Origin of the sequence: Arcicella sp. LKC2W, assembly GCF_034931005.1 — a bacterium.
Lineage (GTDB): Bacteria > Bacteroidota > Bacteroidia > Cytophagales > Spirosomataceae > Arcicella.
In genome coordinates this window covers 1-13,360 of sequence record NZ_JAYGIN010000002.1, presented here as the reverse complement: position 1 = coordinate 13,360, position 13,360 = coordinate 1, and the positions used below count along the sequence as shown (strand labels likewise).

Sequence of the window (13,360 nt, the reverse complement as noted above, 5' to 3'; positions counted from 1 at the left end):
GTTATAACAGAAATGCTTTTGAGTTGTGCCCAAATTGTAGCACCAACTGGAGGAAAAAAAGATACACTTGCACCAGTGTTAGTAAAAGTATTTCCACTCAATCAATCGAAGAATTTTAATGGAAAACAAATTGAATTACAATTTGATGAATATGTAAGTGTTGATAATATTTTACAGCAATTATCCATCACACCAAATTTGGAAGGAACGTATGAAACCAAAGTTTTACCAAAAGGAGCAAAACTAACTTTCGATAAACCATTTAAAACAAATACCACTTACAGTTTTAATTTCAGAAATACTTTTAAAGATATGAATGAAAGAAATCCTGCAAAAAATATCAGATTAGTTTTCAGTACAGGAAATATTATTGACTCCCTAAAAGTAAGTGGAAAAGTAATTAACCCACTTGATAAAAAACCAATGATGGATATAAGTGTGGGTCTATATGTGTTTTCGGATACTTTAAATCCTAAAAAGATTAAACCATACTATTTTATGAAAACAGATAGTTCTGGAAAATTCGAAATTGAAAATATCGCCGCAGGAAAATATAGAATTTTTGCCATAACAGATAACAATAGTAATCTACTTTATGATGAAGCGAAAGAAATTATAGGATTTGTAAAAGATACAATCGACTTGAAAAACAATGTGGATAACTTGGAAATCAAAATGGCAAAAATGGATAGAATACCAACAAAAGTTCTCAAAACCAGAAACACGGCTAATTATTACCTAATTGAATATAATAGAGGCATAAAAAATCTCAAAATTAATTTCGCTGATAAAAAAGATAGCATGGTTTATCAACAAATTGATCATAGAAATATCAGAATTTTCAATTCAATTAATAACTCCATCGATACAATTAGAGTAAAAATTTCAGTAACTGATTCATTAGATAGAGTTTTCACGCATGACCAAAAAGTAAAATTTAAAGTAAAAAGTAAAAAAGATGAGGGTATAAAAGAAGAATTCTCTATGAAGATAAAACCTGCTAATAATGAAGATATAGACTTAAAAGAAGTAGGCTACACTTTCACCTTTACAAAACCAATCAAAAGTTTTGATTTGAATAAATTGGAATTTGAAAATGATACCATTGTAAAAGTCCCCATTTCCGAAAAAAATCTCCTCTGGAATAAGGAGAAAACTGAAATGAAAATTTTGGTGGATGCCAAAAAACCAAAAGAATTTGTGCGAATGAGAATGCAAAAAGGAGCGTTTATTTCAGTAGAAAATGATTCGACAAATAATGCACTTTTAAATCACCCAATAAGAGATGTGGAAAATTATGGGACAATTGCGGGCGAAATTAAAAATCCTCAAAAGAAAGGTTTCATCATTCAATTGCTTGACGAAAAATATGAAGTGATTCAAAAATTGGACAACATCGCAAAGTACGAATTTAGCTTTGTAAAAGCGGGTATATATTATGTAAGATTGATTGTGGACGAAAATCGAAATGCTCGATGGGATAGCGGAGACTTGGAAAAAAATATTCTTCCAGAAGAAACCCAAATTACAAAGGATAAAATAAAGCTTAAGCAAAATTTTGAACTAACGGGTTATGATTTTACGATAGACTAATATAAAAGGTATTTTATTCAGATAAAAAATAGAATGCTGATATTTCTTTTGTGGATAAGCATAGAAATATGGTCGAAACGATGGATTCAATAAGTGGATAAGGTATGGTTTTTGAACAAAATAATTGTGGATATTTTTGATGTCATTGTGGATTCAGAAAATGCCTAAAATTAAACGTGGAAAAGTATTCGATTTATCAGGACTCTAAATACAATTTTACCACACAATTATGTAAGTGTGGACAACGTTGATAAATACAGAATACTTATACACATATCAGTGGTTAATAATTAAACGTATTGTTATTCAATTAGTTATGTGTTGATAACTCAATTTTAACTGTGGATAAAAAATAAGTTTTAGTAAATAAATCGTGAAAAATAAGTTTCACAAACTTAATCCACATATACACAGTATAATAGATATAGTAGTTTTCTTCTTTTTAAATTTTAAATAAAAAAAAATGATTTATTATAATATAATGTTGTTGAAAACTTTTTTGAAAAATTTCGGATTCATGCTTTTCCTAATTCTGTCATTTGGTGCTTTTTCGCAGGATGCCGAATTGGGTATGGAATATATGAAGGCGGGAGAGTATGAAAAGGCGAAAACCATTTTTCAGAAATTGGCAAAGAATAAAGAAACTGCCAAAGTGATTCATAAGCCATATTTGCAAACTTTGATAAAATTGAAAGAATGGGAAGATGCTGAAAAATTTGCAAAGAAGGAAATCAAATCTTCGGATGGAAATGCAAAGTATATAACTGACTATGCCCGACTACTGGAATTGAATGAAAAAAAAGAAGAAGCTCTAAAACAGTATAATTTAGCAATTGAAAAAGTGAAATCAGATGAAAATGCGTTGATGGAATTGGTTACAGAATTTTCACAAAATCAACAATTCGATTTGGCAATTCAAACCATAGAAAAATCGAGAGAACATTTCAAATCAGAAGATAAATATGCGGTTCAATTAGCAAAGTTGTATCGTATGGAGGGTAAAATTCCGCAAATGATAGATGAGTATCTCAAGTTTGGCTTCGTATCGGAAAATCGAGAAATGGTACAGTCAATACTTCAAGATGAGCTTAAAGATGAGAAGGAAATTGAACAATTAGAAAAAGTGCTTTATACTAAAGTTCAAAAGTACCCCGACGAAGCCTATTATAGTGAGGTATTGATTTGGCACTTAATACAAAAGAAAGAATTTTATAAAGCATTTGTTCAAGCAAGAGCCTTAGATAGAAGATACCGAAAAGAAGGAATTCAAGTAACTGATTTAGGCTTTTTAGCTCATCAAAATAAAGACTATGTTAACTCAGGAAAGATTTTTGAATATTTGATAAAAGAGTATCCACGTCATCAAAATTATTCACTTTGGCGACGAATGTTGATAAATGCAAAAGAAGAAGTTATCAAAAGTGTATATCCCATCAATTTGGACGACATTCGGCTTTTAATTTCTGAATATTCTAAAATGTTGCAGGAGTTAGGCACAAACCAAAAAACACTCGAAGCCGTCAGAAGTAAAGGTTTACTTTATGCATTCTACCTAAACGAAAAAGATACGGCAATTACAGTTTTGGAGACGGCGATAAAAATGGCAAATGGCGACCAACAGTTTATCGACCGCTGTAAATTAGATTTGGGAGATATTTACTTACTAAAATCTGAACCTTGGGAAGCAACACTAATTTATTCACAAGTTGAAAAATCAGAAAAAGATAGTCCACTTGGTTATGATGCCAAATTAAGAAATGCAAAATTGGCTTACTTTCGAGGTGACTTTGAATTGTCGAAAGAGGTGTTAGATATTCTGAAACAGGCCACAACCAGAGAAATTGCCAATGATGCAATGGAATTAAGTTTGTTGATTCAAGAAAATACAGGAACTGACAGTACCGAAAAAGCCATGAAGGCATATTCAAATGCTGAACTACTATTATTTCAACATCGAAATGAAGAAGCTATCTCAAATTTGAACGCAATGGAAAAAACTTTTAAAGGCGACCCACTCGAAGATGAAATTATTTATTTAAGAGCCATGACGTACTTAAAACAAGGTGATGTGGATAAAGGAGTGAAGGATTTGGAAACAATTATCCAAAAATTCCCGATTGAGTTGAAAGGCGATGACGCAACTTACCATTTGGCAAAGACTTATCAAGAAAAACTCAATCAGCCAGCCAAAGCGATGAAATTGTATCAAGAATTATTAACAAAGTATCCAGGAAGCATTTATGGAGCTGATGCAAGAAAAAGATTTAGAAATTTAAGAGGTGACACAATAAACTAATTAATGTTTTCGTAATAAAATTAAACCGCAGGTTTTCAAACTTGCGGTTTTTTGTTGATAACCCAATCCAAAAACTGCATGATAAAAATTTACTTGTAAAACATTGATTGAATTTTAGGAATTATCCACATTCAAGTAAATTTATCCACATGAAAAGCCCATTATTATCACTACTGTTTATTTTTTCGTTGATAGACCAATCATTTTGTCAACAAAAAAACACTAAAAAGATTTTTGCCTGTAATTATTTTGGAAGAAATATCTCTCCACAAGAAATTTGTCCACAAATGCAAGGATTTGTGTCTGATAGTCATGCTGAACAAGTGATTGGACAGTTTGCCAGAAAGATGGGACAAGTTCAAAGTAAGTTTAGAGTAATGCAATGTTCAAACACAGATAATTGCTTTGCAACGGTAATTGAAGGACAGCCTTATATTATTTATGACAATGCTTTTTTGAACAGAGTTGAAGAAACCACTCGCACCGACTGGGCAGCAGTATCAATTTTAGCACATGAAATTGGACATCACGCCAATTTTCATACCATTGATGGAACAGGAAGCCGTCCAGATAAAGAATTGGAAGCAGATTATTTCTCAGGTTTTTGGTTACACGAAATGGGAGCGAACCTTGCACAGTCGCAGGAAGCCATGAAACATTTTCAAGGAGAGTACGTAACATCTACGCATCCGCCACGCTCGCAAAGATTGGATGCCATTGAAAAAGGATGGAAAGAAGCAGAAAATCTTCATCCAAGGTTATCCACAATTCCACAAAAATTACCAACAAATACACCTCCACGTACAGAAAGCCAAGTAATCATACAACCTGAAGCAAAAGTTTATCAACGCAAACCAGAAATTGTTGAAAAGGATTTCGAAATTGAAAATATATCCACCATAAATAAAACAGGTTGTATTTCGGGAGATTGTGCCAATGGAGATGGGTATTACATTCACCCAACGCAAGGAAGTTATAAAGGTGCTTGGAGAAATGGTAAACGTGATGGCTTTGGGACACATTATTATGCGAACGGACAAAAAATGTATGTCGGAGAATATGTTCTCGGAAAACGGCAAGGAAGCGGAATATATTATTTTCCAGACGGCGAAAGGTATGAAGGGCAATTTGTAAATGATAGAACATCTAAAAATGGAGAGTATATTTTAAATGATGATGATGATAGAGCAGAAATTAAACTATCCTACATTTTTTCAGATGGGAAAAAGGAAATAATAAAAATTATTAGTGAGGAAGAGGAGGAGGAATAGTTGAAAGCTCAGTCGAAAGGCTGAGCTTTTTATTTATTTCTGAAAAGAATTATTCTTATTGTTTAAATCTCAAATTTAGTTAACAGATTGATTATTAGGATACAAAGATATTAGAATGATTTAATAACATAAAAAAAGTGATAAATAATTATGCTTGCATACTATTTCATTTCAAGTAAAAGTATATATTTGCCAAATATATTTTAGAACTAAAAAAACTAAAATTTGTATTTAAAGAAGAAGTTATCAACATTGTATAAATCATTTTATGAAAAGTAACCCAAACATCACAAGAGTTTTTGATTTGCTGACACATTGTGTATTGCCAGTAAATAAAAATGACGCATTTGCCAACAAAGTGAATGGCGAATGGAGAAAGTATAGTGCTACGGAAGTAATTGATATTGTTGATAAAGTAAGTATTGGACTATTGAAATTAGGGGTAAAGAAGGACGATAAAATTGCTATTATTTCTCCAAATAGACCAGAGTGGAATTTCATTGAATTAGGCGTACAGCAATTGGGAGCAGTGTCTGTTCCAATGTACCCAACCATCACCATTGAAGATTATCGGTATATTTTTAGTGATGCAGAGGTTAAATTTATCTTTGTGGCTGATACAGTATTATTACAAAAAGTACAAAAAGCCACTGAGTCATTGGATGGAATTCAAGGGATTTATACGTTTGATAAAATTAAAGGAGCAAATAATTGGTCAGAAGTAGTGGATTTAGCTATTGGAGAAGATAAAGCTCAATTAGATTTATACAAAGCTGCTGTTAGTCCAGATGACTTATTAACATTAATCTATACATCTGGAACAACAGGACAACCGAAAGGCGTAATGTTGACTCATGAAAATATTGTATCAAATATAGATGGATTGGTGGAAGCAAGAGCATTAGATTTACTTTCTGATGATAAAGCATTGAGTTTTCTGCCGTTATGTCATATCTATGAGCGTACAGATGTGTATGTATATATGTATAATGGTGTTTCCATTTACTACGCTGAAAGTATGGAAACAATTGGGGATAACTTAAAAGAAGTTAAACCGCACGTTTTTGCAACCGTTCCAAGACTTTTGGAAAAGGTTTACGATAAAATTGTTGCCAAAGGATATGAATTATCAGGAATTAAAAAGCAATTATTCTTTTGGGCTTTAAATTTAGGTTTGAAATATGACCCAATGAAACCGATGGGTTGGTGGTATGACACACAATTGAAAATTGCCCGAAAGCTCATTTTCAGTAAATGGAAAGAGGCTTTAGGAGGAAATATTAAATTGATTGCATCAGGCTCAGCGGCTCTTCAACCACGACTTGCTCGTATTTTTTGGGCTGCGGGCATTCCAGTTGCTGAAGGTTATGGACTTACAGAAACATCGCCAGTTATTTCAGCCAGTATTTTAACAGACTTTAGAATTGGTTGCGTCGGAACAATTCTCCCAAATATCGAATTGAAAATCGCTGAAGATGGTGAAATTTGTGTAAAAGGACCTTCAATTATGAAAGGTTACTACAATAAACCACAAGCCACTGCGGAGGCAATTGATGCAGATGGTTGGTTTCATACAGGAGATATTGGCGAATTGTCGGAAGGGAAGTATCTAAAAATCACCGACCGTAAAAAAGAAATCTTCAAAACGTCGGGAGGAAAATATGTTGCACCTCAATTAGTAGAGAATAAATTGAAAGAATCAATTTTGATTGAACAAGCAATTGTAGTAGGAGAAGGGCAGAAATTCCCATCAGCGTTATTAATTCCAGAATTTAATGCCTTGAAAGATTGGTGTTCAAGAAGTGGAATCGAGTATTCAGATGACGCTCAAATGATTAAAAATCCGAAAGTAAAAGAGAAGTTTGACGAAGAAGTAAAAGCATTGATGAAAAACATCGCTCAATATGAACAAGTGAAAAAAGTTGAATTACTCCCATGTCTATTCACAATTGATAGCGGAGAATTAACACCAACTCTAAAATTGAAGCGAAAAGTAATTCACAACAAGTATAAAGATTTAATTGAAGGAATGTATGAATAAATCTCAATAAAAAACGCCAATGGATTCAATCCGTTGGCGTTTTTTATTGCAGTCAAATTTTTAAATCATATTACTTTAACAAATAAGCTTTAAAATCCACAAAGTCTTTCGTCATCGGAATAGAAACCTTTTCTTTCGACAATAATGCCGACAAACGCTCAGGCACTTCAACCGTCGTTCCCAGAGTCTCTTCAACGACATCTAAGAATTTAGCATAGTGAGCAGTTGATAATAAAACGCCTGCTACTTCTTCATTTAAACTATCAGTATAAGATTTCAAACCTAAATAAGCAACCGCAGTATGCGGACACATGACATATCCTGTACGGTCGAAAACGTCTTTCATAGCCTTACGAGTATCTGTATCATCACTAAAATCTCCTGTAATGTGTGTAACTACTTCTTCGTGTGCATCACCTGCCAACAAACGCATACGGATAAAGTTAGAAGGATTGCCCACATCCATTGCATTTGAAATAGTTTCCTGCGATGGTTTTGGCTGATATGTACCCGTTTTTAAATATTCTGGAACAACGTTATTTACGTTTGTTGCTGCTACAAACATTTTTACGGGTAATCCCATGCGTTGAGCAATTAATCCTGCCGAAAGGTTTCCAAAATTTCCACTTGGTACACAAAAAACAACAGGTTTTGTATTTCCAGCTCTTTTCAATTCTGCAAAAGCATTGAAATAATAGAAAGATTGAGGAATCAAACGACTAATGTTGATTGAATTGGCAGAGGCTAAATTGAATTTTAAAGATAATTCTGAATCTAAAAACGCTGCTTTTACCAAAGCCTGACAATCATCGAATGTTCCATCAACTTCCAAAGCAGTTACATTTTCTCCCAAAGTGGTTAATTGCTTCTCTTGAATGTCCGAAACTTTACCCGTTGGATATAGAATGGTAACCTTAATGCCTGAAGTTTTATAAAATCCTTGAGCAACTGCACCGCCAGTATCTCCAGAAGTAGCCACTAAAATATGAATATCTTTTTGAGATTTCTGTAAAAAATAAGACATTAACGAAGCCATGAATCTCGCTCCGAAATCTTTAAATGCCATTGAAGGCCCATGAAATAACTCTAAAACGTAAGTGTCTTTTTCAATTTCTACAACAGGAGCGTCAAAGTCAATCGCACGGTTTACAATCATTTTCAAATCCTCTTCCGAAATTTCATCTCCTAATAATGCTTTTGACACTTCAAAAGCAATTTCCGAAATAGACATTTTTTCAATATTCTCAAAAAATGAAGCGGGCAACATCGGAATAACATGAGGCATATATAAACCATTATCGGGTGGTAATCCTCTGAAAACTGCCTCTTCCAAATGTACATCGGGGCTTTGATGATTGGTGCTGTAAAGTATCATGTTGTAATTTTTTGGTTCAAAACGAGATTTTAGTCAATAAAATCACTCAGATTTTATTATTGGGGAATAAAAAATACTAATTTAATGCCACAAAATTAATTTAAAACTGTTCGACAACCATCAAAAAAACGAAAAATCACCATGTTCAAAAAATTACGCTACTATCTACGGGACTATTTTGCCTTTAATAAGACTGAAATCAAAGGTTTTATGTTCCTTATTTTCCTAATTATCGCTTTCATTTTCTCCATTTTTGTTTTCGATTTTCTTCCCGATAATCCTAAAACTTCAAAAACCATCGACCCTAAGCGAGTGGAGGAAATGATGGCGAAGATTGAAGTAAAAGAATCTGCTAAGAAAGAAGCTTATCAAGACCGATTTAATAATCAATATGAAAAGTCAGACAAAGAATATACTGAAAATCGTAATGTTAAGTTAGCTCCATTCGACCCAAATGTAGCTTCTCAACAAGAATTGGAACAATTAGGTATTGCTTCATGGATGGCAAAAAGAATTATCAATTATCGTTCTAAAGGCGGAGAGTTCCGTAAAAAAGAAGACCTCCAAAGAATTTATGATTTCCCCGCCGACCTTTATTCAAAATTAGAGCCATACATTACTTTGCCAGATAAAGCGGGGAAATCTTTTCCTGTAAACACTAAACCTGATTTTTCAGTAGAAACAAAATCCGTTTCAAATTTGCCGAATAAGGAATCATTCAAACCCACAACCTTCGATTTGAACCGTGCGGATACCAATGATTTGAAAAAAATGAAAGGAATTGGTTCAAAACTTTCCGCCCGAATTATTAAATATCGGGATATGCTTGGCGGATTTTATTCAGAGAATCAAGTACGAGAAGTTTACGGATTAGATTCAACCGTTGTGGACGAGGTTTTAAAATATGGAATAATAAAAAATCCACCGCTTCGCAAAATCAAAATTAATGAAGTCACAGTCGAGGAGTTTAAACATTATTACATTCGTCCTTATATTGCGAAGTCAGTTATTGCGTATCGACAACAACACGGTAATTTTTCGAGTCGCAAAGATTTTGAAAATATCAAATTATTAGATGCCAAAACTTTGGACAAGATATTCCCATATTTTGAATTTTGAAGTTCATTCTGTGGTTGATCGTAGGTTTAGCGAAGCGTTCCTACGACCAACCACAGGTGATTTTGGTTTTTTGACTCATTTTATGGAAAGATTTTAAATATTAATTATATGATAATCAATATGTTCGGGTTTTTGCTTTCGCCAGTTGGCTGGTCGGGAGACACATCCACGAGACGACGATGGCTTACCAACCACGGAAGGAAATAGTGACAACCAAACCAAAACAATGGTATGTTTAAAGATTTAAAAAAGTTTTTAGAAAAGTATATATCTGAAAATGAAAATATTTCTATTGAAGAAATTGACATTGTGGATCAGTATAAAATGTCTGTTTCAATTAACTATGCAGACATTAAAATAATATCAATTGAACTATTACCTAATGGGATTTGTGACTTAATGACTATAAATATAGAAACAGAAGATATTTTAAAATCAAAAACTATTAAATTTGAAAACTCTATAATTATGGAAGAAGAATTAATAAATTACTTCACTAATATTTAATATTTGTGCAATTTTTCTGCTCCAATCTGGTCTTAGGTTCTCCTAAGACCTAAAATTGAGGAGCGTCTCACTCGTAGGCTGTTGGAGAGAAAGCACCACTTTTGCAGTCCTTGTGCTGTTCTAACACCTAATCTTCATAATAGTGTTTTACTCATGACTCAAACGTGGCAAGATTTTAGCAACCAAATAAATAGTGTCAACCAAATAAATTATCTATGAAAAAGCATTTTATTATTCTTTTTTTTCTTTCAGTTTTTTTACATTTTCAAAGTCAAGCACAGTTAAAGTGGGGGTATAAGGTGGGGCTTGGGTTGTCTTACATCAACAGTGCCAATGTGGGTTATGCGGGTGGTTCAACTACAAGTGCATTTAGCTATCAAGGCGGAATCGTAGCAGAAACCCCTTTAAAAGGAGAGAATCTTGTTTTTCAACCTGCCTTGTTGTACTGCAAAAAGGGAGATGCTGTTTACACAAAAACGTACTTAGATATACCTTTAAATGTAATTTTCAAAACTACCAGTAATTTTCAATTCGGGGCAGGTCCAGTAATTAGTTTTTTGCTTGCTGATAAAGTAGGTACCAATAAATCTATTGATTTAGGAGGAAATCTACTTTTGGGATATAATCTAACTGAAAACTCTTCCTTGAATTTCAATTATACTTTCAGTTTAGCAAATGCTGTTAAAAGCGATTTTTATACCAATAAAAATGCTGTTTTTAGCGTGTCCTTAGTTCAATTCTTGGAAAAATAGAGAATTTCATTCAAATGATTCCAACACAAAAAAATATTCATTCCACTCAAAAAGCCATATCCTCAAAAATATGGCTTTTTGTTTGTGTACTCCTGTGTATGGATATGCAAACCTACGCAGACCATTTCTTCTTCTTTGATTGGTAGAACCAACTCCGTCCCGTGGATGCGTGTCCCACCATCCATCGTGCGTCAGGTACTCGCCAAGTTATTTTGCTCAGTATTCCATTGACTGGTTCAAGTTTGTAACTTGGATAGATAAGTAATAATTTCACACAATTTGATTAATTTTACACCAAACTAAAAACTTCATCAAATGTCAACAGGATTCTTTAATGTCCCGAAACCTCAAAACGAGTCAATCAATTCCTACGCTCCCAATACGCCACAGCGTGAAGCCCTCAAAGCAAAATTGGCTGAAATGCGTAATTCCGTAGCAGATGTACCCATGTATATCGGTTCAGAGGAGGTTAGAACTAATAAAAAACAACCTTTAACTTGCCCTCACGACCATCAGCATATTTTGGGTTATTATCACGAAGGTGATGAGTCTCATGTTCATCAAGCGATTGCAACTTCATTAGCTGCTCGTGAACAATGGGCAAATTTACCTTGGGAAAATCGTGTAGCTATTTTCTTAAAAGCCGCCGACCTTTCTGCCACAAAATACCGAATGGAGCTAAATGCTTCAACCATGTTAGGGCAGTCAAAAAATGCTTATCAAGCCGAAATAGATTCTGCTTGCGAGTGGATTGACTTTCTTCGTTTCAATGCCCATTTTGCATCACAGATATACGCACAACAACCAGAATCTTCCGATGGCGTTTGGAATCGCCTCGAACATCGTCCTTTGGAAGGCTTCGTTTTTGCTGTTACACCATTCAATTTCACAGCCATTGCAGGAAATTTACCTGCATCAGCTGCTTTAATGGGTAATGTTGTCGTTTGGAAACCATCTCCGCAACAGATTTATTCAGCTAATGTTTTGATGAAAATCTTGAAAGAAGCAGGTTTACCTGATGGCGTAATCAATTTGATTTATACTGATGGACCAATGACAGGAGATATTGTTTTCAAACATCCACAATTTGCAGGCGTTCATTTTACAGGAAGTACCAAAGTGTTCCAACACATTTGGAAAACAATTGGAGAGAATATTCATCTATATAAAACTTATCCAAGAATTGTCGGAGAAACAGGCGGAAAAGATTTCATCGTAGCTCATAAATCTGCCGAGCCAAAAGCCCTCGCAGTGGGTTTAGTGAGAGGAGCATTTGAATATCAAGGACAAAAGTGTTCTGCCGCTTCTCGTGCATATATACCAAGTAATCTCTGGAAAGAAACATCTGAATACGTAACTCAATTCTTGCAGGAAATTAAAATGGGAGTTACTGAAGACTTTTCAAATTTTGTAAACGCAGTTATTGATGAAAAAGCTTTTGATAAAATCTCAAATTATATCCAACAAGCTAAATCTTCAGATAATGTAGAAATTTTTGCGGGTGGTAACTTTGATAAATCGAAAGGATATTTCATCGAACCAACCATAATTCTTACTAAAGACCCTCACTACACAACCATGTGTGAAGAAATCTTTGGTCCTGTACTGACCATATATGTTTATGATGAGGATAAATACGAAGAAACTTTAGAACTCGTAGATAAGACATCTGAGTATGCACTTACGGGAGCTGTTTTCTCACAAGACAGATATGCTTTAGAAATTGCCAATAAGAAACTCGTGAATGCCGCAGGTAATTTCTATATAAATGACAAACCAACAGGAGCAGTCGTGGGACAACAACCTTTTGGTGGAGCAAGAGCTTCGGGAACAAATGACAAAGCAGGTTCAATGCTGAACTTGTTAAGATGGGTTTCTCCAAGAACTATCAAAGAGACATTCGTATCTCCAATCGATTACAAATATCCTTTTTTATCTTAAAATAGGCAAAACCAATTTCTCCAAAAGTTAGGATTAGAATTTTAATCGTGACTTTTGGAGAAGTTGGTTTTTCTGAACTCGTTTTTTTTATAATTTTTTTGCGAAAAAGTTTAACTATTGTATTTGAGTATAATTGCTTATTTTTCATTTCATAAATGAGGTTTATTTTTTTATTTTATAAGTATTTGATAGTCAATGCATTTGTGATTTCTTTTTATTTTTTTGTTATATAGTTTGGTAGTTTAAAATAAAAGGTAGAACTTTGCACTCCGAAACGACGGGATGTGATTAAAAGGGGGTTTATTTAGGGTTTATTTTAGACTGAATATACTGACAAGAATTTTAGCTGCTAGAGGTTAAGATTGTAAGAGTTCTTTGAGATATTGATAGGAAGACAGATTAATTAATTTTATTCAGAAGACAGGAGTTGTAGTTATGTTTCTTTATTTAAAGGGCATGAAAGAG

At 33.7% G+C, this 13,360-nt stretch carries 9 protein-coding genes; 8 read left to right on the top strand and 1 reads right to left on the bottom strand.

Going from position 1 to position 13,360, the window contains the following annotated elements:
* Positions 1-12 precede the first annotated feature (12 nt).
* The 4 genes from VB796_RS01795 to VB796_RS01780 all read left to right on the top strand — a co-directional run bounded on the left by VB796_RS01795 (position 13) and on the right by VB796_RS01780 (position 7,201).
* Entirely contained in the window at positions 13-1,593 is a 1,581-nt protein-coding gene (locus VB796_RS01795) for an Ig-like domain-containing domain (RefSeq protein ID WP_323344801.1), read from the top strand.
* A gap of 517 nt (positions 1,594-2,110) precedes the next feature.
* Positions 2,111-3,889 carry a tetratricopeptide repeat protein gene (locus VB796_RS01790; protein WP_323344800.1) on the top strand — a complete coding sequence of 593 codons (1,779 nt, stop codon included), beginning with the start codon at positions 2,111-2,113 and terminating at the stop codon, positions 3,887-3,889.
* Positions 3,890-4,038: 149 nt separating this feature from the next.
* Entirely contained in the window at positions 4,039-5,160 is a 1,122-nt protein-coding gene (locus VB796_RS01785) for a hypothetical protein (protein ID WP_323344799.1), read from the top strand.
* A gap of 268 nt (positions 5,161-5,428) precedes the next feature.
* Positions 5,429-7,201 carry a long-chain fatty acid--CoA ligase gene (locus VB796_RS01780; RefSeq protein WP_323344798.1) on the top strand — a complete coding sequence of 591 codons (1,773 nt, stop codon included), beginning with the start codon at positions 5,429-5,431 and terminating at the stop codon, positions 7,199-7,201.
* 70 nt (positions 7,202-7,271) lie between these two features.
* Here the strand turns inward: VB796_RS01780 and thrC are convergent, their stop codons facing one another.
* On the bottom strand, positions 7,272-8,576 hold the full coding sequence (thrC, locus tag VB796_RS01775; RefSeq protein ID WP_323344797.1) for a threonine synthase: 1,305 nt from the start codon (positions 8,574-8,576) through the stop codon (positions 7,272-7,274).
* A gap of 141 nt (positions 8,577-8,717) precedes the next feature.
* On the opposite strand from thrC, the gene VB796_RS01770 reads away from it, so the two are divergent.
* The 4 genes from VB796_RS01770 to pruA all read left to right on the top strand — a co-directional run bounded on the left by VB796_RS01770 (position 8,718) and on the right by pruA (position 12,895).
* Positions 8,718-9,695, top strand: a complete 978-nt coding sequence (locus tag VB796_RS01770; RefSeq protein WP_323344796.1) for a ComEA family DNA-binding protein — start codon at positions 8,718-8,720, stop codon at positions 9,693-9,695.
* A gap of 231 nt (positions 9,696-9,926) precedes the next feature.
* Positions 9,927-10,202 (top strand): hypothetical protein, encoded by a 276-nt coding sequence (locus tag VB796_RS01765; protein ID WP_323344795.1) that lies wholly within the window; start codon positions 9,927-9,929, stop codon positions 10,200-10,202.
* Positions 10,203-10,417: 215 nt separating this feature from the next.
* Complete coding sequence (locus VB796_RS01760; protein WP_323344794.1) at positions 10,418-10,954, top strand: hypothetical protein; 537 nt, start codon at positions 10,418-10,420, stop codon at positions 10,952-10,954.
* Positions 10,955-11,269: 315 nt separating this feature from the next.
* Positions 11,270-12,895 (top strand): L-glutamate gamma-semialdehyde dehydrogenase, encoded by a 1,626-nt coding sequence (gene pruA / locus VB796_RS01755; protein ID WP_323344793.1) that lies wholly within the window; start codon positions 11,270-11,272, stop codon positions 12,893-12,895.
* Positions 12,896-13,360: the final 465 nt, after the last annotated feature.